The organism is Erwinia persicina (assembly GCF_019844095.1).
GTDB lineage: Bacteria > Pseudomonadota > Gammaproteobacteria > Enterobacterales > Enterobacteriaceae > Erwinia > Erwinia persicina.
Genome location: NZ_CP082141.1, coordinates 796,198 through 817,103, shown reverse-complemented (window position 1 = coordinate 817,103; position 20,906 = coordinate 796,198). Strand labels below are relative to the sequence as shown.

Below are 20,906 nucleotides of genomic sequence, written 5' to 3'. Positions count from 1 at the left end.
ACCGGCCCATGATCACGCCGTCAGCACGTACCCCTGCAACCGTTTCACGCCCTGCTCGTCGCTTTCAACATACACGCCCTGCAACTCTGGCGAGAAGCCCGGCAGCAGATTCAGCCCCGCTTCCAGCGCCAGGAAATAGTGCTGTACCGCTCCACCCCATTCTTCACCCGGCACCACACACAACACGCCCGGAGGATAAGGCAACGCCCCTTCCGCCGCGATACGCCCTGCCGCGTCGGCAATCGGCACAAGCTCAACGTTACCGCGAATAAAGGCGATATTCGCATCCTGCGGGTTCATCACCATTTTCGGCCAGCTCTGCTGGCGGAACATCGCCTTCTGCAGATCCTTCACATCATGGCTGACATACAGGTCGTGCATCTCCTGGCACAAACGCTTAAGGGTGTAACCCTCGTAACGTGCCGCATTTTTACGGTAAATGGTCGGCAGCACGTCGCGCAGCAGCGCATCCTCTTTGATGTGCTGTTCGAACTGCGCCAGCTTCGCCACCAGCCGCGCCATCTTCTCCATGCTCTCTGCCGGCGTCAGCAGGAACAGAATGGAGTTAAGATCGCACTTTTCTGGCACAACGCCATTTTCGCGCAGGTAGTTTGCCAGGATGGTCGCCGGAATGCCGAACGCAGCATATTTACCGCTGGCAGCATCAATACCCGGCGTGGTCAGCAGCAGCTTGCACGGGTCAACCAGGTACTGATCTTTCTCGTAGCCGGCAAAGCCATGCCACGCCGCGCCCGGAGCGAAGCTGAAGTAACGGGCGTCCGAGGCGATGGTGGCCGTCGGCGCATCCTGCCATGGCCTGCCGTCGACCTCATCGGGGATAAAGGGTTTAATCATCTCACAGCGCGCCAGGATCGCCTTGCGGGCGTCAATTCCCAGCACCACACATTCATGCCACAGACGGCGACCGGCCTCCCCCTGATGCATTTTGGCGTTGATATCCAGCGCCGCAAACAGCGGATAGAACGGGCTGGTTGAGGCATGAAGCATAAACGCATTGTTCAGCCGCTTATGGCTGCAAAAACGCTGCTGGCCGCGAATATGGTTATCTTTTTTGTGGATCTGCGAGGTCTGGGAGAACCCGGCCTGCTGTTTATGTACCGACTGGGTCACAAAGATCCCCGGATCGGAAGGTTTCAGCTCAAGCAGCAGCGGCGAGCAGGCTTCCATGACCGGAATAAATTGCTCATAGCCGACCCATGCCGAGTCAAACAGGATGTAGTCGCACAGGTGCCCGATACTGTCGAGCACCTTACGCGCGTTGTATACCGTGCCATCGTAAGTCCCGAGCTGGATCACGGCCAGGCGGAACGGCCGCTCATCTCCGGCGCGATCCGGTGCCACTTCATTGATCCGCTCGCGCACATAGCCTTCATCAAAACAGTGCGCATCAATACCGCCGATGAAGCCAAACGGGTTACGGGCGGTCTCCAGATACACTGGCGTGGCCCCTGCCTGGATCAGCGCACCGTGATGATTTGATTTATGGTTATTGCGGTCAAACAGCACCAGATCGCCACGCGTCAGCAGCGCATTGGTGACGACCTTATTGGCGCTGGAGGTCCCGTTGAGCACGAAATAAGTTTTATCCGCGTTAAACACCTTCGCCGCAAACTTCTGTGCATGTTTGGCTGACCCTTCGTGGATCAGTAAATCCCCGAGCTTAACGTCGGCGTTACACATATCGGCGCGAAACACGTTCTCACCAAAGAAGTCAAAAAACTGACGCCCGGCCGGATGCTTTTTGAAGAACTCGCCCCCCTGATGCCCGGGGCAGGCAAAGGTGGTGTTATCCATCGCCACGTACTTGGTCAGCGTCTGGAAAAATGGCGGCAGTAAGTCAGCCTGATACCCGGAAGCCGCCGCTTCCAGCAATGAAGCATCACCCTTTTCTCCTGTCAGCACTCCGTCCACCGCAGGCAAACTGTCGGCCTGTGAGGCATCGTCCAGCGCGATAAACACCGGCAGGTTAAATCCCGTGTGGCGCAGCAGTGCCAGCATGCCGCTCCTGGCGTCAGAAACAGACAACACCACCGCGGCCACATCGGTAAAATCAGTATTATCCAGCGTGACGACTTCGCGCCCGGTCTGGAGATGGATTGCCACAGTGGTACTGGCTGCAATTTTTAACGGTGTCATAGCACAAATGCCCGGCGTTCAAGGGTAAGTGGGTGTCAGAGGCTGTCAGCGATTAAGCGCCGCTCAGACCGATAGACATCAGTAAAATCAGATCGCATCTGTTTTTACGCATGGCCAACAGTTAAGCGTAGTAAGACCTCACCGCACGGTGAAAAAGAGTATCGACAAGGTGTGACAACATGAAGAACGGCGGCACGACATCTGCTGATGCGGGTTACAGAAGCGATTATTCAGCGCTGAACCTCTCATGGCGACGACCTCAGTATAAAGGGATGACGGGGATGTCAAAATTTGCGCAATAATGGCATTTTTTAGCAACGTGTTCAATGCCAGCTCCCCGACGCCAGGCGTTTACCTGCTCTACCCGGGCGCGTTTTTTGCCCGTTTGCGGGTCAATACGCGACGAAAGCTAAAAACAGTCTGTCAGGCGATGAAATGGCGCTTATCACGGTGCTTAAAGATGCAACCTAACCCAATGAAAGGATGAAAATAATTTTCATCCAGCCCGGGCACGAAACAAATTCGCGACGGTTTCCAGCGCTGGTCAGCCTGGCAGCAAGCAGGTCATGAGGAGGCCGATTGCCATTTAAACAGTCAAAAAAAAAGCGTTTCAGCGCCTGACTGGTGGAAAAGAGTGCAATCGCTCGGTTTTTCATAATAAAGCCGTTGACGCTGGCAGCGGCATAAGGTTTAATGCGACCCGTTGCCCGGATAGCTCAGTCGGTAGAGCAGGGGATTGAAAATCCCCGTGTCCTTGGTTCGATTCCGAGTCCGGGCACCATATTCAGAAGAACCCGCTTATAGCGGGTTTTTTGCTTTCTGCGATCCGGACTCTCCATCGAACTACGTTCGATGACTCGTCTCATCCATGAGACTCGCCCCTGCGGGGTTAACGCTGAAGCGTCATGCAAAAACGCTCCCGGCGTTTTTGTCCGAGTCCGGGCACCATATTCACAAGAACCCGCTTATAGCGGGTTTTTTGCTTTCTGCGATCCGGACTCTCCATCGAACTACGTTCGATGACTCGTCTCATCCATGAGACTCGCCCCTGCGGGGTTAACGCTGAAGCGTCATGCAAAAACGCTCCCGGCGTTTTTGTCCGAGTCCGGGCACCCTATTCATATCAACGGATCTCCACGGAGGTCCGTTTTTGCATTCTAAGCCCGTAGCCCCCCCCTTTGTTGAATAAACCGGATTTAGATAAAAACAGCTCCCGTCTCTGTCTTCCTCAGGCAATCCGCAAACTTTATGGCATCCATGCACGCGTCATTTTGTTTAAGATACGAATTATGGTCATCGCCTAACTAACCTGCGCATCGAAGTCACACAGCGTCAGGTATCCACCGAAAGCTGTTTAACCCGGTACATTGCCGTTTCGGACAGCGACCGCAGGTTATAAGCCGTGTTCCATTTCCAGTAAGCATTGCTCCCGGTAAGTCTCAGCCTGTCCTGTGGATAATGTGGGATATCAGGCGAGTGACCGGTAGCTCAATCTCGACTGAGTTACCTCAAGGTGATCGACTATTCCGCGAACCTTTTTAGAAACGGTACAGAAATCTTGGGGGTTAAAGATGGTACGTTACCTGAAAGCATTCCAGAGAAAAATCAGTATGGAATAATACTCTTACTGCAACGTTAGAAGATTATGAAATTAATGAAAAAGAGCAAACTCTTTATACCGATGCTGCCTTACAAGCCGCATATGAAAAAGAGTTGAAGGATGCTTTCAAAGGAGATAAATAATATCTTTAACCGAAATAGTAAAAAATGAAAGTGTAGAAGATGTATTAACCTTCCTGGGGCCTACATCTGATTATACAAAGCTGGATAAGCCGTTCACTTATAACCGATATGACGTCATATCCAGCGGAGATCTTTCAAGGACCTATGACGAATTATTCCGGAAAGGCGTGCTTCAGGACCTGAACGGGCAGGTGGTCAAAGGCCCAAACTGGAAAGAACCGAGATTTGTCACTGACAAGAAATACGGCATTGAGTGAGCTCCCTTCATCTAGCGCCATCCGTCTGGATGGCGTTTTTATTCGACCGACCAGCACGCTGAATAAAATTCAATAAACGCCCGTGCCGCCGGGCCAATGCGCCGGTTGGGTCGTACGCAGTACAACCCGGTTTCACGGCCGGTCCACTGCGGCAGCACCTGCACCAGGTCTCCGGCGGCAATGGCAGCGCTCATTGTCAACGCGGAATGAAAAGCGATCCCCATGCCGTCGACACACAGCCGTCGGGCTGCATCTGCGTTGTCCACGGTAACGCGCCCACGGGGTTCCAGCGTGCGCTGTTCACCCTGAGAAAACAGACGCCAGGACAGACCATCCTGGCTGGCCGCAGAGACAATACACGCGTGTTGCCCAAGCTGATCAATCGTTGTGGGCGTGCCTCTTAATGCCAAATAGGCCGGAGAGGCCACCAGAATACGGCGGTTCTCCAGCAGCTTGTGCGCCACCAGTGAGGAGTCCTTCATCTGGCCAATACGCAGGGCCAGCATCACCCCTTCCGCCACCAGATCCACATAGCCATCATTGAGGCGTAAATCCAGCTGTATATCCGGAAAGGCACGCAGAAATCCCGCCAGATGGGGCACCACGTGGGTGTGACCAAACGCTACGGGTGCGCTGACCACCAGCCTGCCCTGCGGCCTGACCTGTTCGTCGCGCACCCGATCGGCGGCATCGCGCAGCTGGCCTAACGCCTGCTGGCATTCAGAAAAATAGCGCTGCCCGGTGTCGGTCAGCGACATCGCCCGCGTGGTGCGGTTCAGCAACTGGGTGCCCAGATGGTGTTCCAGCATCTTGATAAAACGACTGACGGAGGAAGGGGTGATCGCCAGCGCTTCCGCCGCACGGGCAAAACTGTTGTGTTCAACCACAGCGATAAAGGTTTGCACTAAGTGCAGGGGCGGCGCAGGCATTATTGCTCTCAATAAACGAATGAATCTTATTAGCAGCTATTATCAAGAAAATTAAGCATGATTAGAATCGTTCTTTTTTGGAGAACATCTGATGAACACCTCTTCTGCCGCCCGGTTCCACGCCCTGCACCACCAGCCCCTCCCCCTGCGTCTGCCCAATGCCTGGGATGCAGGCAGCGCACGCCAGATCGAAATGCTCGGCGCACAGGCGATTGCCACCACCAGCGCGGGCGTGGCCTGGTCACTGGGCTATCGCGATGGCAATCAGCTCCCGGTCGCAGAGTATGTTGCCCGCGCCGCATCCATTGCCCGCGTGATCAACATCCCCCTCAGCGCCGATATCGAAGGGGGTTATCATGAACATCCAGCCACCGTAGCCGACACGGTAAGACAGATGATCGATGTAGGCGTGGTGGGGATCAATATTGAAGACGGCAGCGCCCATCCGCAGTTACTTTGCCGTAAGGTTGAGGCCATCAGAGCCGCCAGCATCAGCGCAGGCGTTGAGCTGTATATCAATGTGCGTACTGACGTCTACGCACGTAATCTGGTCCCGGCCGGGGATAAGGCGGGCGAAGTGATCCTGAGGGCACAGAACTACCGTCACGCCGGGGCTGATGGTCTGTTTGTGCTGGGATTAGTGGAAGCGCAGGAGATGCAGGCGATCGCCAAAGGCAGCGATCTGCTGCTCAACGTCAGCGTCTGGCCACAACTTCCGCCGCTGGCATCGCTGACAGCCTGCGGCGTGCGACGCATCAGCGCTGGCTCCTGGCTGCCACAGACGCTATGGGCCAGAAACAAACAGCTGGTGCGGGGCTTTTTATCGCAGGACGAGACAGCACCGCTGATGGCGACAGCCACACCCTATGCAGATATTAACGCGCTGTTTTAGTCTGACAACGGATACGGGCGGACCGCAACAGGCCCGCCCGGCAGGGAGATTATACGCGGAAGGTATCGGTCATCGCCTGCAGGCTGTGAACCTGCTCTGCCAGCGACTGTGACGCGGTAGAGGACTCTTCCACCAGCGCCGCATTGCTCTGCGTCACATTATCCATCTGGCTGACCGCGGTGCTGATCTGGGAAATGCCCAGCATCTGCTCGCCGGAGGCCAGGGCGATTTCATCCATTGACGCGGCAAGCTCACTCACCATGCTGACCACCGCCACAATGCTGCGTCCGGTGTTGTCCGCCACCGTCACGCCGTTTTCCACTTCGGCAACCGCTTCCGCGATCAGCGCCTTGATCTCACGGGCGGCGGTGGCGCTGCGCTGTGCAAGGATACGCACTTCACCTGCCACCACGGCAAACCCGCGCCCCTGCTCACCGGCACGCGCCGCTTCCACAGCCGCGTTCAGCGCCAGAATATTGGTCTGGAAAGCAATGCCTTCGATCACGCCGGTAATATCACGAATTTTACCTGAACTCTGCGCGATATCTTTCATCGTGCTGCCCATGGTCTGGACATGCTCCTCACCTTCGCGCGCCAGCACCGCCGCACCGCGTGCAGACGAGGCGGTCTGCGTGGCGCTCTGGGAGTTATTTCTGATGGTGGCCGTCAGTTGCTCCATGCTCGCCGCCGTCTGCTGCAGGGCCGCCGCCTGCTGCTCCGTACGGGAAGAAAGCTCGGTATTCCCCTGGGCAATCTCATCCGACGCCAGCGACACCGATGCCGCCGTCTCTTTGATCTGCGTGACCAGACTCCGCAGGCGCGTCTGCATCACATCAAGAGACGCCAGCAGGCTGGTGGTATCCTTTGCCCGCAGTTCGACCGGCGTATTGAGGTCGCCGTCCGCGATGGCCGAGGCCAGTCGCTGGGCCTGAACCGGTTCGCCCCCTAACTGCCGCTTGATATGACGGGTAATCAAACCACTCATCAGCAGACCCAGCGCCACCGACGCCAGCGTCAGGACGATCAGCGTCACGAACACCCCGGAGAGGCTCTCCTGTGACTGTACGGCCGTGCCTTTGGTCACGCGACTCTGGTAACTGACCATGGCGTCAATTGCCGTCAGGTAGGCATCCTGCGCCACCTTTAACGGCCCGGTGATCAGCGCGCGGGTGCCTGCCATATCGTTGCTACTTTTCAACTGTAGCAGACGGGTCATCGCCGCCACGAACGCCGGCTGCGTCTGCTCGATGCCAGCCAGCAGCGTCGAGGCTTCCTCGACTTCCTGCAGATTAATGCCTGGCAGCGATTTCGCCCCTTCCACCAGCTGACGGAAGCGTGTGGTGATGGCCTGATTACCGGACTGGGCCTGTTCAATCTGCGCCAGCATGTCAGGCGCAACGGCACCCTCTTCTGTCGCCAGTGCCCGCAGCATCAGCGTTGACTGCAGGGTGGCGTTATCCTTCACCGTCCGCAGTATCTGCAGGTCGTCCAGCCGGGCGCTGGTGAGTTTCTGCTGATCGTTGGCATCAGACAGTTTAATTCCCGCAAAAACGGAGACCAGTACGCCGCCAGCAATAACCACCAGAAACGCCAGACTCAGCATCACGCTGAGTTTCATATTTTTTATTCTGAGCATGTTTTTACCTTACATCAGGGTCGGAATTTCATGCTCTCTGACAATCGTATACGGGCATTCCGTAACAGCATAATTGCAGTCAGCATCAGTGTGTGTAAGTCAAAAAAATCATCAGGATCCTGTGAATCCGGCTCTGTTTTTTTGTTTCAGCCCATCAGGATCCGGATGCACAACGATAAAGCAGGCATTGTGATGTTGTTTAACAAACCGATCATGTTATCGGCCGCGAGAGCGGAAAATTTAGTCAGTGGCGGCAGATCACCGCGCGGAGGAAGGCTGGCGTCAGGGTGGCGACGTCGCCGCGTTGCGCATCATCAGCAGCAGCAACGCCATCAGGCAGGCGCTGGTCTGCAGGCCGCCGAGCGTACTTACCGGGGCAAAGGTCAGTACCGACCCCAGCCAGGTCGCCAGGGCCGCAGCGGCCATCTGCAGAAAGCCAAACAGGGCGGAAGCCAGCCCCGCTTCCTGACCAAACGGCCCCATGGCCAGCGCCGTCCCCAGCGGGTTAGCCAGCCCCATTCCCAGAAGAAACAGCACCATCGAAAGCGCATACGCCCCCGGTCCGGGGTGGGCGGGGCCCCAAAAGAGCACCAGCCCTCCGACAGTGGCGATAGCGATCCCGGCGGCAGCTACCCTGGCTGAGCCAAAACGGCGGGCCAGACGCGGCGCGGCCAGTCCCGCCGAGAAGACCACAAAGACCGTCGAGGCAAAGAAGTATCCGGCCTGGAGCGGGGACAGCCCCATTCCATTCATCAGAATGGCCGGAGCCGCAGCGAAAGCGGCGAACAGCCCGCTCATCAGCAGCGCCATCGACAGCGCAGGCAGGATAAAACGCTGGTCAGTGAGCAGCCGACAGTAGGCACGGATCACCGTACCGGCCGAATGCGGTGCACGCCGATCGGCGGGATGAGTTTCTCCCATCCCCCACCGGTAGCACACGGCAAGCACCACGGCGCTCAGCCCCACCAGCAGGAACATGGCCCGCCATCCGAACGCCAGCGTTAACAGGCTGCCCAGCAGGGGCGAAAAACCCGGTGCGGCGGCCGTGGCAATCATCGTCAGCGAGAGCGCCCTGGCGAGCGTATCCCCCTCGTAAAGATCGCGGGCAATGGCCCGGGACAGAACCGACGTTGCGCAGACCCCCAGCGCCTGAATCACCCGGCCGGTAATCATCTGCGCCAGGCTGTCCGCACAGCCCGCCAGCACGCTGCCGGTGACAAACACCGCCAGCCCGCCCAGGACCAGTTTCTGCCGTCCGAAGCGATCCGCCAGCGGGCCCACTGCCAGCTGGCCAAAGGCGAAGGTGATAAAGAATGCCGACAGTGTCAGCCCAAGCTCGCGGGTGGATACGCCCAGCGCCCTGCCCATCTCCGGAAAGGCCGGCAGGATAATATTCGTCGACAGCATGCCAATGGCGGCTAACCCGGCCAGTAACGCAACGATCTTCCCTGTCAGCGGGCGCACAGCCGGGGCCTGCTCAGGGGAACTCACGGTTGAACTCCTGCGGAGCGGACATGGCTGACGGCGCGATCGGTGGCGGCGGAGGCCGCTTCGTCGCTCGCCGGCGGCTGCCATCCGCCCCCGAGGGCGAGAAATGCCGCAACGGCGGCGCGGGCTGATGCCGTTTGTGCCATCACAAGGCCATCCGACGCCTGAAGCCGGGTATCATCTGCCTGCAATACGTCAATCAGGCTGGCCGCACCGTTCTGCCAGGCGGCATATGAAGAGGCGCGGGCCTGGGTCAGGGACGCCTCTCCCTGCGCCAGAATCCTCGCCTGCTGTTCCCGGTTGATCAGCGCGGAAAAGGCATTTTCAACCTCTTCTGTTGCGCGCAGCACCGACTGACGATAGGCCGCCAGCGCTTCAGCCTCCTGGCCCCTGGCACGGTCAATGTCGGCATTGATACGGCCAAAATCAAACAGGCGCCACTGCAGGCCAAGCCCCGCTGACGACTGGCTGGCGGGGCCGCTGAACAGATGGCCGTCGGAAAGCGAGGTCGCACTGCCCAGCAAGGCGCTGAGGCTAAATTTGGGGTAATACTCCGCGATAGCGACCCCGATGCGCGCATTTGACGCCGCCAGACGACGCTCTGCCACAATCAGGTCAGGCCTGCGCCTCAGCAGATCGCCGGGGGTTCCGGTATCGCTCATCGATGGGATCGCAGGCAGCCCCACAGGCACCTCCAGCAGGCGGCGCTGCGTGCCGGGCGGCGTGGCTAACATCACATCCAGCGCATTCATGGCCGTCTCCAGCCCGTTACGCAGAACCGGCAGCGTAGCGTCCACCTGTGACAGCGCCCCTTCGGTCTGGCGCACCTGATATTCTGCCGCGATGCCCTCGCGCTGGCGCAGTCTGACTTTTTCCAGCAGCATCCGCTGCGTTGCGGACTGCTGGCGGGCAATCTCAAGCCGCATCTGCAGGCCGCGAACGGTAATATAGAGATCCGCCGTTTGTGCGGCGACGGCCAGTCGGGTTGCCACTACATCCGCCTGCGCAGCCTGATATTCCGCCAGCGCGGCCTGACGCTGACGCCGCTGTCCCCCCGCCAGGTCCAGCTCCCAGCTGGCTCCCAGGTTGGTTTCCCAGCGACTGCCGTAGCGGTCATAGTCCGGAGTGGTACTGAGAACTCTCCCCAGCGGGGTTTCCGTTGATTCGCGGGCGCGTCCGGCCTGGGCGCTGATATTACCTGAAGGCAACAGTGCGGCAGTCGCCGTTCCCAGTCCGGCGCGCGTCTGAGCGACACGGGCGATAGCCTGCGTCAGATCGAGATTCTGCGCCAGGGCTTGCGAAATCAGGTGAGTCATCACAGGATCGTTAAATCCCTGCCACCAGACAGCCAGCGAGGTGACCGGTAGTGCGGCGCGTTCGCCCGCAGAAGGCTGGCTCAGGTAACGCGCTTGTAATGGAACCCCGGGTCTGTGATAGTCCGGGCCAACGGCACAGCCGAACAGCAACGTGCTGCTCACAGCCACAACAAGGGAACGCAGGGAAGACATGGAGATTCCTTGGGAAACGCGTTAAGATAGTGACCAGATTACCAAATGGTCACTAGTTGTCAATCAGGCTCTACAAGCTAAGTGGTGAATATGACTGAAAATACCCCTCTGCCCACGTCACGCGGGCCCTCCGAGCACAGCGTGCGCGACCAGATCGTCGAGGCGGCGACCGTACACTTCGGTCATTACGGTTACGAAAAAACCACCGTGTCCGATCTGGCCAAAGCCATCGGTTTTTCAAAAGCCTATATCTATAAGTTTTTCGACTCGAAACAGGCAATCGGTGAAGTGATCTGTGCCAACCGCCTGGCGATGATCATGGCGCGCGTCGACAGTGCCATCGCGGAGGCCCCGACCGCCTCCGACAAGCTCCGCCGCCTCTTCCGCACGCTGTCCGACACCGGCAGAGAGCTGTTTTTCCACGATCGTAAACTGTATGACATTGCCGCCGTAGCGGCTCGCGATCGCTGGCCGTCGATCAAAGGGCACGAAGAACATCTGCGACTGCTGATACAGGACATTTTGCATCAGGGCCGGGAGTCGGGCGAGTTTGAACGTAAGACCCCGCTCGACGAAGCCTCCAGCGCTATCTATCTGGTGATCCGCCCTTATATGAATCCGGTGCAGCTGCAATTTAATCTGGAAATTGCCGAGGAAGGGGCGGTTCAGCTGGCGGCGCTGATCCTGCGCAGCCTCGCCCCCTGAAAGTGACCATTGACATAATTAGTCACTAGTTACAGAATGCGGTTTCTGCTCTTTTCAATAAGTAAGGGAACCCATGCTCCGGCTACGACCTGTTACCATTGCTGTCTGTCTGCTGCCACTGACCCTGGCCGCCTGTGGCGATCCCCCCTCAGAGGCCGGGGATCCCCGCAATCAGCCTCCGCTGGTGCGGGTGGCCAGCGTGCAGGATGCCGCCGCATCTTCACGCACCTTTACCGGCGTTGTTGCCGCACGTACTCAAAGCGATCTGGGCTTCCGGGTATCGGGTAAGGTGCTGGAACGCCTTGTCGATAGCGGACAAAGTGTCAGCAAGGGGCAGCCGCTGATGCGTCTGGATCCGGTTGATCTTGGGCTGCAGGTTCGCGCCCAGCAGGAGGCGGTGACCGCCGCCCGCGCCCGCGCCGTGCAGGCCACGGAAGACGAGCGCCGTTACCGGGGCCTGGTCTCCGCCGGGGCCATCTCGGCCTCGTCTTACAGCCAGATTAAGGCCACGGCAGAAGCGGCAAAGGCCGATCTGAACGCCGCCCAGGCACAGGCCGATGTCTCGCGTAACGCCTCGACCTATGCCGTGCTGCGGGCCGACGCAGACGGCGTGGTGATGGAAACCCTGGCCGAACCCGGCCAGGTGGTCAGCGCCGGACAGGCCGTGGTGCGCGTGGCCCGGGCAGGACAACGCGAAGCCGTTGTGCAACTCCCTGAAACCCTGCGTCCTGCGCTTCACTCTCTCGCCTGGGCCTCGCTGTACGGCAATAAAGACGCGCCCGTCGCGGCCACCCTGCGGGTGCTGTCTGACTCTGCTGACAGCGTGACCCGCACCTATGAAGCCCGCTACGTTCTGCAGGATGCCCTTGCCCGCGCCCCGCTTGGCGCTACGGTGACGCTGCGCCTGCCACAAACCGCCGATGCCCGTCCGGGCGTGGAGGTGCCGATCGCCGCCGTGTACGACGCAGGCCAGGGGCCAGGAGTGTGGGTAGTGAAGGGCAAGCCGGCGACCGTCACCTGGCGCGCCGTACAGGTTATCAGCCTGAGTGATGATACCGCCCGCGTGACGGGGAAGCTGGCGCGCGGTGAGCAGGTCGTGGCACTCGGTGCCCATCTGCTTCACGACGGGGAAAAAGTACGTCTGGCCGTGCAAAATGTCCCGGGAGCCCAGCCATGAGTGCGCATCGCTTTAACCTCTCCGCCCTCGCGGTGCGTGAACGCTCCGTGACCCTGTTTTTGATCCTGCTGGTGGCCGTCGCAGGGATCCTGGCGTTCTTTCAACTGGGACGGGCAGAAGATCCCCCTTTTACCGTCAAGCAGCTGACCGTCATTACCGCCTGGCCCGGCGCAACGGCGCAGGAAATGCAGGACCAGGTGGCTGACCCGTTAGAAAAGCGCCTGCAGGAACTGAAATGGTATGACCGTACCGAGACCTATACCCGTCCGGGCATGGCATTCACCATGGTCTCCCTGCTCGACAGCACGCCCCCCGGTGAGGTTCAGGAGTCCTTTTACCAGGCGCGTAAAAAGCTGAGTGACGAAAGTCAGAATCTCCCCGCCGGCGTGATCGGGCCGATGGTCAACGATGAGTTTTCAGACGTGACCTTTGCCCTGTTCGCGCTGAAAGCGCGAGGTGAACCTCAGCGTCAGCTGGTGCGCGATGCCGAGGCGTTGCGCCAGCGGATCCTGCATGTGCCGGGGGTGAAAAAGGTCAATATCATCGGCGAGCAGCCTGAACGTATATTTGTTTCCTTCTCTCATGACAGGCTGGCCACCCTGGGCGTAATGCCGCAGGATATTTTTAACGCCCTGAACGGACAGAACCTGCTGACCCCTGCCGGTTCGATCGATACGCACGGTCCGCAGATTTTCCTGCGTCTTGAAGGTGCGCTCGACAAGCTGGATAAAATCCGTAATACCCCGATCAGTGTGCAGGGCCGCACGCTCAAGCTGTCCGATGTGGCCACCGTCGAACGGGGCTATGAAGATCCCGCCACCTTTATCGTGCGCAACAACGGTGAACAGGCGCTGCTGCTCGGCGTGATTATGCGCGACGGCTGGAATGGCCTCGATCTGGGCCAGGCGCTGGACAAAGAGACCGCACAGATCAATGCCGGAATGCCGCTGGGGATGTCGCTGACCAAAGTCAGCGATCAGGCGGTGAACATCAGTTCGGCCGTTGACGAGTTTATGGTTAAATTCTTTGTCGCGCTGCTGGTGGTGATGGTGGTCTGTTTCGTCAGCATGGGCTGGCGCGTTGGCGTGGTGGTGGCAGCAGCGGTTCCCCTGACGCTGGCTGTAGTGTTTGTGGTGATGGCCGCCAGCGGAAAAAACTTTGACCGTATTACCCTGGGCTCGCTGATCCTGGCGCTGGGCCTGCTGGTGGATGACGCCATCATTGCCATTGAAATGATGGTGGTGAAAATGGAAGAGGGTTATGACCGCATCGCCGCCTCTGCCTATGCCTGGAGCCATACGGCTGCACCGATGCTCTCCGGGACGCTGGTGACTGCCATTGGCTTTATGCCCAATGGTTTTGCCCAGTCCACCGCAGGCGAGTACACCAGCAATATGTTCTGGATCGTCGGCATCGCCCTTATTGCCTCCTGGGTGGTGGCGGTGGTCTTTACCCCCTACCTCGGGGTGAAAATGCTGCCGGCGATCAAGCCGGTGGCGGGCGGTCATGCGGCCATCTATAACACCCGTCATTACAACCGATTCCGCACTCTGCTGGGCAAGGTGATTGCCCGCAAATGGCTGGTGGCGATCACGGTGATCGGTCTGTTTGTCGCTGCGGTTATCGGTATGGGGCTGGTGAAGAAACAGTTTTTCCCGGCGTCCGATCGTCCGGAAGTCCTGATTGAAGTACAGATGCCTTACGGCACGTCAATAGAGCAGACCAGCGCGGCCAGTGCAAAGGTAGAGGCCTGGCTGCAAAAACAGAAAGAGACGCGCATTGTGACCGCCTATATCGGGCAGGGTGCGCCACGTTTCTATCTGGCCATGGCGCCGGAGTTACCCGATCCCTCCTTTGCCAAGATCGTCGTGCTGACAGACAGCCAGCAGGACCGCGATACGCTGAAACTCCGCCTGCGTCAGGCGGCAGCCGATGGCCTGGTGCCTGATGCCCGGGTCAGGGTCACGCAGCTGGTATTCGGGCCCTACTCCCCGTTCCCGGTGGCCTGGCGGATAATGGGTCCCGACCCCGCGGTACTGCGCACGATTGCCGCGAAGGTTCAGGGCATCCTGCAGGCCAGCCCGCAGATGCGAACGGTCAACAGCGACTGGGGGCCACGCACACCTGTTCTGCACTTTGCGCTGGATCAGGACCGGCTGCAGGCCGTAGGCCTGACCTCCAGTTCCGTGGCGCAGCAGTTGCAGTTCCTGCTTGCCGGCGTGCCGATTACGGCCGTGCGGGAAGATATCCGTTCCGTCCAGGTGGTGGGGCGTGCCGCCGGTGACATCCGGCTCGATCCCGCTAAGATTTCTGCGTTCACGCTGGTGGGTGCCGCCGGGCAGCGCATTCCCCTGTCTCAGGTGGGGGAAGTCAGCGTTGGTATGGAAGAGCCTCTGCTGCGACGCCGCGATCGCACCCCGACGATCACCGTGCGCGGCGATATCGCCGACGGCCTGCAACCGCCGGATGTCTCGGTCGCGATTGGCCGGTCCCTGCAGCCGGTGGTGGATGCGCTTCCACCGGGATACCGTATTGAACAGGCCGGTTCGATTGAGGAGTCCGGCAAAGCCAGTCAGGCGATGCTGCCGCTGTTCCCCATCATGATTGCCATGACGCTGCTGATTATTATTCTGCAGGTGCGTTCAATGTCGGCGATGGCGATGGTGTTCCTGACCGCCCCGCTGGGGCTGATTGGCGTGGTGCCCACGTTGCTGCTGTTCCAGCAGCCGTTCGGTATCAATGCGCTGGTCGGGCTGATCGCGCTGTCGGGCATTCTGATGCGTAACACGCTGATACTGATTGGGCAGATTCATCAGAACGAGCAGGAGGGATTAGCGCCGTTCCAGGCGGTGGTTGAGGCCACGGTACAGCGCGCCCGTCCGGTGCTGCTGACCGCGCTGGCGGCGGTGCTGGCCTTTATTCCCCTGACCCACTCGGTGTTCTGGGGGACGCTGGCCTACACCCTGATTGGAGGAACCCTTGGGGGAACCGCAATGACGCTGATCTTCCTGCCTGCGATGTACGCCATCTGGTTCCGCATCCGTCCGGTGACGGCGTCAGGCCCCAGCACGCCTGCCGAAAGATAAGCGTGACGCGGCTGAATTCAGTGCACTACTGGCTGACTTCAGCCGCGGCCCGGTTCTGCTGTCCGGGGCTGTTCCTGTGCGCAAACAGGCGGAAATCGCTGTAACTGAGCGGGCGGGAAAAGTAGAACCCCTGAAAGGCCGTGCAGCCAAATCCCTGCATCAGCAGCCACTGCTCGGCTGTTTCAATGCCTTCCGCCAGCACCTCCAGCTTGAGTTCCAGCCCCATGCGGGCAATATTCATGGCAATAACTGCCCCTTTCGGCCCCTCCGTTGCGCCAGAGATAAAGCTGCGATCGATTTTGATCTGCTCCAGCGGCAGACGGCGCAGATAATTCAGCGAGGAAAAGCCGGTACCAAAATCGTCGAGCGAGAAGCGGAACCCCGCAGCAGCCAGCGCATGCATCTTCGCTACCACCGTCTCAATATCCGAGGCAAACACACTCTCTGTCAGCTCAAGCTTCACCCGTGACGGGGCCACTGAACGCACGTCAGCCAGGTGGATCAGGCGTTCGACAAAATCCGCTTTCATCAGGTGGTCAACGGTAATATTGACGGAGATGGTCAGATGGGCCATCGCCGGATCGCGCTGCCATGCCGCCAGCGCGCTCAGGGCGTTGTCGATCACCCACTCCCCCACGGCGGGCATCAACCCTGCCCGCTGGGCATCAGGAATAAACTCAGAGGGGGGGACCATTTCCTTGCCCGGCTCCTGCCAGCGCAGCAGCGCTTCGGCCCCACTAATCTGCCCGGCCGCATTGAGCAGCGGCTGATAAAAGAGAACGAATTCATGGTTATATAGCGCATGCTGGATGGCCCTGATTTTCTCGCTGTGGCGGGAAAAATCCACATGCATGGCCGCAATACCGCCGCATAAAATAACGGTGGCCGCCATGGCATTAATCAGCGGAAGACAGAGGTGATGACGGTAAGGTATCGGTCGCGCAAAGGGATAGATCAGATCGGCACTGCTGAAAATAATAAACGCCAGCAGCGTCACCGCTATCAGCATCATCTGCGCCAGCGTGTGCCTGCGCTGATAGTTGATATAACCGACCAGGGCAATCGTCAGCAGGTAGAGATGTGTGGTTCTGGGGATACCCGCTTCAGGTACGTCATACAGCAGACAGAACAGGACGGCATAAATCAGATGGACCAGCTGCGCCAGCATCAGCCCGGTGGAGAAATAGCCCCCTGCGGCAATGCGCCAGCTGAAAAAGGCCGCCATACCCATGATTAACAGAGAGATCACCAGCGTCCACTGCTGCATAATGGCAAACACCACCAGCCAGCCAACGGTGACGACCAGACCGCTAAGGAAAGCCATCCTGCAGATATACTCAAGATGTTCTTCATTAGGGGTTTTCAGCATTCTTCTTCCCGGCATGGCGTTAATCACTCCGTTCGCAATTAAAGGGTCCTGATTTTAATATTGATTTCATCCCATTCTGGATACACCACTCTCTTATGTAAAATAATCGATGCCCTGAAACGCTCACATTCAGCGGAGGCATCACCGTAAGACGGCGCGCCTGTCAGACCCAGAATTGAGTCACCGAAGGTCAAAAGGGATAACGTATTTAACGGGAGTGAATAGCAATAATAAGCCCGGTTGACGGGCTTATTATTGCGCTGGAAAACGACTTAATTATTTTCTGGCAAGATAGATCTCTTCGAGGTGGAAATCGCCCCCCTCATTATAGTAGCTGTAAGAGGCAATAATCATATCTTCACCCCGGTAGTTCACGTAATGCGGCTGCAGGAAGGCTTCGACCGGCAGAATTCGCTTAGTGGTTTTATCGGCGAGATCGGTTTTCCAGATACAGGCGTAGCCGCCCTCATTGTCGAAGTAGAATGATGAATCACGCCCCCAGACATAATTGCGGTTGTAGCTGAAATCCGGGCCCTTGGCCGTGTCGGCCTGCGGCAGGAATACGTTCATACCGGCATCCGGCCGGTCATGTGGGAAGACGTACATCCCCTCATCAACTTCGCTGTTGCTGCGGTCAGCAGAGGCCAGACGCCACTGGCCATCAGGTGACGTCAGCCGGCTGTTGCACTCATTGCTTCCGCAGTACCCCACCCACTTTTTCTTCTCGGGTTCGTCCGGCGGCACACTCAGCTCAGTGATGGCGCCCAGCGCTTTCGGAGAAACGTTCAGCGCATAGGCATGCGGTGTGGCAAAGTCGCTTTGGCTGTTCACCGTCACGCCCGGCGCGCGGTATTCTGCCACCGTGTAGCGAATGTCGCCCTCCACCGTGCTGACGTTATCCAGCAGCGACAGTACGAGGTTATAGCCCTCATACACCGCCTGCACCTGCGGTTTCTCACCGTCTTTCAGGCTCAGGAGAAACGCCCCCTTTTTGTCGTCTTTTTCAACATACAGAACGACAAACACCATCAGGTCGTTATTCACGATGCGGTAGGTCAGCGGGCTGAGATAATGCCCGCTGGTGCCCACGGTCAGATCGGTGACATCACTGGAGGTGATCAGCGGCCGGACGCGCCACGGCTCTTCGGTAATGGTAAAACCGGCTTCACTTTTTAATCCGGCAGCGACGGGTTTATCCAGCTTATCGCCCGGACGGGTAAAGACATCGCTAATCTTTTGATACACTCCGGCTCGCGACAGGGTTTTATTGCGCTCGATATAACGCTGCTTGATACACTCCGCATCCACCCCGCAGCGATTTCTTTCTGCCAGCCATTTTCTCTGCTCACGCGACAGGCTGCCGACCGCAAAGCTGTTATCCATGGCTTTAACGAAATACCCATTGGTGACGTTATCCAGACCGGAAAGATAGGGATCTTTGCAGATGGTTTGTTCCGTCTTGTTAAGACCGGTTAGCGAGCAGTCGAAACCGGCGGCCAGCGCGTTCTGCGCCAGCAAAGCCAGCCCAATCCCCAGACCGTATTTTAGTTTTATCATTTTTATTTCCTTACGCCCTTTCCATCATGTCATTCTCATTAGCAGGTGCTTGCCGGTATCATGCGGCGGGGCAGAAAGCCCGTCCGTCCGGCAGAGGGATAATCTACCGGAAAAAACAGCTAAAAGTGCGACAAAGAAATGAAAACGCACCCACAGGCTTACTCTGTCCCATCAAAAGTGATGGCCCGGCCACGTTCCTCCACCCGTTTCCGATCGCGCCGGAAGGCCATTGACGCCCGCAACCCGCCGAAAAGTGCGCCTCGCTGATAAATCTCATCCGCCCGTTCGCGCAGATACGCATCCTGCGGGTTGATGGCCAGGCCGCGGTCGACCCACACTTTTGCCAGATAGCGGTTCGACACGCAGCCCGTCCCGGTGAAAAAGGCATAAGCATAATAGGCAGCGGCATACTCCTGATTCTCCGGGCGCTCATCACGCCACAGTTCACCCAGGACCTCCGCCACCGCCAGCTTCCGATCCGCATAGCTGGCATACTCACTGAAAAGGATGAGCCCTGCCAGCTCGCGCGTGGCACGCTGCCAGACCTCCAGAGCGACGTTAGGGGCTCGCATCACCGCGATAAACAGGTCGCGCGCACGCTGGTACTGCTCTGCATTGACGATGTCATTTTCCCGGGCAATCACATAGCCGAGGTTGTACTGGCACACCACGCTGCCCGCCTCAGCCGCCCGCGCCAGCCAGTGCTGTGCCTGGGCCGGGTCGTCATAGGGCGAAGCGTCGCGCCCGTAGCGGCGTGACAGGCTGCCGGCGTAAAGGTCATACAGACCGGCCATGGCCGACGCATTTCCGGCCCCGGCGGCGGCATGATCGAGATAAATACCCGCCTCCTCCGACACCGATTCAAACAGGTTCGCTGCGGCCTGGCCGATATCGAAGTCAGACGGCAGTGCCAGCCCCCGTGCGATCAGTCTTTCATGATCAAACTGCCCCGGTGCGATGCCGTAAAAACCGAAGCGGCTGGCCAGCCCCGCCATCAGCACTTCGTACGGACAGTCCCCCCACTGCTGGCTGCGTTCCAGCCACAGCGGGCGCAGGCCAAAATGGTCCTCAATGCCGGCAAAATCCAGGCAGAGCAGCAAGGTACTGAAAGCATCGCTGCTCCCCGGATCGGCCGCCGGATGATCCACCTGCCATGCCTGCACCAGCGCATCATAAGCCCGCTGCATATCAGGCCGATCCCACTGCACGCCCTCTTCATTTTCCGTACGCGCATAGTGGCTGAGAAAATTAGCATAGCTGCGCAGGACCGCAGCATGCTGGCGTGGGGCAAGGGTGAGGGCCAGCAGCGCATCATACTGCTGCAGACAAAAGGCAATGTGCTCGCTGTCGTCAGCGTCCGGCATCAGGGCCAGGTAGCCCAGATAATCCCACGCCTGAGTCATCCGCAGGCCATTGCGTTCGATGTCACTCAGCCCGCGGCACCAGTCGCTGGCGATAAACGCCGACATCTCCTGATGACTTCCGCCCCAGCGAGGATAAAGGAAATAGACCCATGAACTGAGAATGCTGTAGAAGTCCGGACGCGCGGCCAGGGTTAACTGCAGCCAGTAAAGCTTACTGTTGTGCTGCTCCTGCTCACTGCGCAACGGCAACGAAGGCGGTAATGCCACAGGGATGATCGCCAGTTCGCTGCCGCCTTCATCACGCAGACGCTGAACACCAGCGGCCCAGAGAGCCGGATCAACCTCCGCCTCGCGCTGCGAATAGTCCGCCGGCGCCACGCCCGCAGCCAGCGCCGTCAGCCACTGCGGCTCACCCAGGTAGCAGCTCAGACGGAAGATACGAAACAGCGCAAAGGCGGGTTGCTGATGCAAAGGTAGCGCACGCAGGTAGGACGCAATGGCCAGATCCCGTGCCAGCCCGGCCCCCATCCAGCGATCGTCCGCGACGAACTCACCGCCATCCTGGGTACGAATTCGCCCGGCGGCCCGCTCCCAGTAGCCTCCCAGCAGCAGATGTGCATGGTAGGAAGTCGGATAGTGTCTGACCCATTCCTGCAGAAGGGACAGCAGTTCAGTGGCGGGCTGGATCGGGTCGAAGAGCATTTCGATGCTCCACTCATAGTCATAGTCCTGACTGATGCCGTTCAACCAGGGCCGGGACTGCTGTTCCAGTAACGCGTCAAGGGCATCAAATTGCTGCCCGACTAACAGCGCCCGCAGGTGCGCGCGGCGGCTGAGGATCGTATCCAGAGATTCAAAATTCGTCGTCATAGTAGGGCTTCTTCCTGAGTTTTCGTCCGCCAGCCCTGGCAGGCCACACGCGGCGAAAAGGTGTCTGTGCTGATAAAGGGATAAAAATAAGACAATGTATGAATATGTTGTTATATCAGTTAATAATGCAGGATTCAGAAAATATATCGCCCGGAAATCCTCCGCTGA

At 58.6% G+C, this 20,906-nt stretch carries 12 protein-coding genes, 1 tRNA gene and 1 pseudogene; 5 read left to right on the top strand and 9 right to left on the bottom strand.

Annotated elements, in window-relative coordinates; translation table 11 throughout:
* Window positions 1-12: 12 nt before the first annotated feature.
* The gene (locus tag K6L24_RS03730; RefSeq protein ID WP_222681961.1) at window positions 13-2,157 is read right to left on the bottom strand and encodes an ornithine decarboxylase; all 2,145 of its coding nucleotides are present in this window, start codon (window positions 2,155-2,157) and stop codon (window positions 13-15) included.
* A 705-nt stretch (window positions 2,158-2,862) separates the two neighbouring features.
* Here K6L24_RS03730 and K6L24_RS03725 point away from each other — a divergent pair.
* Window positions 2,863-2,938: transfer RNA gene (locus tag K6L24_RS03725), tRNA-Phe, on the top strand.
* Window positions 2,939-3,457: 519 nt separating this feature from the next.
* On the opposite strand, the pseudogene K6L24_RS22270 reads toward K6L24_RS03725, so the two are convergent.
* Window positions 3,458-3,597 (bottom strand): annotated as a pseudogene (locus K6L24_RS22270) (IS5/IS1182 family transposase); the annotation flags it as partial.
* A gap of 598 nt (window positions 3,598-4,195) precedes the next feature.
* Entirely contained in the window at window positions 4,196-5,086 is an 891-nt protein-coding gene (locus K6L24_RS03720; protein ID WP_222681960.1) for a LysR family transcriptional regulator, read from the bottom strand.
* Between the two features lie 91 nt (window positions 5,087-5,177).
* On the opposite strand from K6L24_RS03720, the gene K6L24_RS03715 reads away from it, so the two are divergent.
* A complete protein-coding gene (locus tag K6L24_RS03715) occupies window positions 5,178-5,978 on the top strand; it encodes an isocitrate lyase/PEP mutase family protein (RefSeq protein ID WP_118665618.1) in 801 nt (266 codons plus the stop codon).
* Between the two features lie 49 nt (window positions 5,979-6,027).
* Here the strand turns inward: K6L24_RS03715 and K6L24_RS03710 are convergent, their stop codons facing one another.
* The 3 genes from K6L24_RS03710 to K6L24_RS03700 form a co-directional block, all read right to left on the bottom strand.
* Entirely contained in the window at window positions 6,028-7,614 is a 1,587-nt protein-coding gene (locus tag K6L24_RS03710) for a methyl-accepting chemotaxis protein (RefSeq protein WP_118665616.1), read from the bottom strand.
* A 282-nt stretch (window positions 7,615-7,896) separates the two neighbouring features.
* Window positions 7,897-9,105 carry a multidrug effflux MFS transporter gene (locus K6L24_RS03705; protein ID WP_240043813.1) on the bottom strand — a complete coding sequence of 403 codons (1,209 nt, stop codon included), beginning with the start codon at window positions 9,103-9,105 and terminating at the stop codon, window positions 7,897-7,899.
* A complete protein-coding gene (locus tag K6L24_RS03700; RefSeq protein ID WP_191927623.1) occupies window positions 9,102-10,610 on the bottom strand; it encodes an efflux transporter outer membrane subunit in 1,509 nt (502 codons plus the stop codon). The genes K6L24_RS03705 and K6L24_RS03700 overlap by 4 nt, the downstream gene beginning before the upstream one ends.
* Before the next feature lie 90 nt (window positions 10,611-10,700).
* Between K6L24_RS03700 and K6L24_RS03695 the strand changes: the two genes are divergently transcribed.
* The 3 genes from K6L24_RS03695 (at window position 10,701) to K6L24_RS03685 (ending at window position 15,578) form a co-directional block, all read left to right on the top strand.
* Complete coding sequence (locus K6L24_RS03695) at window positions 10,701-11,315, top strand: TetR/AcrR family transcriptional regulator (protein ID WP_062746083.1); 615 nt, start codon at window positions 10,701-10,703, stop codon at window positions 11,313-11,315.
* A gap of 73 nt (window positions 11,316-11,388) precedes the next feature.
* On the top strand, window positions 11,389-12,492 hold the full coding sequence (locus K6L24_RS03690) for an efflux RND transporter periplasmic adaptor subunit (RefSeq protein WP_062746081.1): 1,104 nt from the start codon (window positions 11,389-11,391) through the stop codon (window positions 12,490-12,492).
* Window positions 12,489-15,578 carry an efflux RND transporter permease subunit gene (locus tag K6L24_RS03685; protein WP_062746079.1) on the top strand — a complete coding sequence of 1,030 codons (3,090 nt, stop codon included), beginning with the start codon at window positions 12,489-12,491 and terminating at the stop codon, window positions 15,576-15,578. The genes K6L24_RS03690 and K6L24_RS03685 overlap by 4 nt, the downstream gene beginning before the upstream one ends.
* Before the next feature lie 25 nt (window positions 15,579-15,603).
* Here the strand turns inward: K6L24_RS03685 and K6L24_RS03680 are convergent, their stop codons facing one another.
* The 3 genes from K6L24_RS03680 to K6L24_RS03670 form a co-directional block, all read right to left on the bottom strand.
* On the bottom strand, window positions 15,604-16,947 hold the full coding sequence (locus K6L24_RS03680; RefSeq protein WP_222681959.1) for an EAL domain-containing protein: 1,344 nt from the start codon (window positions 16,945-16,947) through the stop codon (window positions 15,604-15,606).
* 276 nt (window positions 16,948-17,223) lie between these two features.
* Window positions 17,224-18,504, bottom strand: coding sequence for a lysozyme inhibitor LprI family protein (locus tag K6L24_RS22265; RefSeq protein WP_240043812.1), 1,281 nt, complete (start codon window positions 18,502-18,504; stop codon window positions 17,224-17,226).
* Between the two features lie 158 nt (window positions 18,505-18,662).
* The gene (locus K6L24_RS03670) at window positions 18,663-20,738 is read right to left on the bottom strand and encodes a DUF4034 domain-containing protein (RefSeq protein ID WP_222681958.1); all 2,076 of its coding nucleotides are present in this window, start codon (window positions 20,736-20,738) and stop codon (window positions 18,663-18,665) included.
* Window positions 20,739-20,906: the final 168 nt, after the last annotated feature.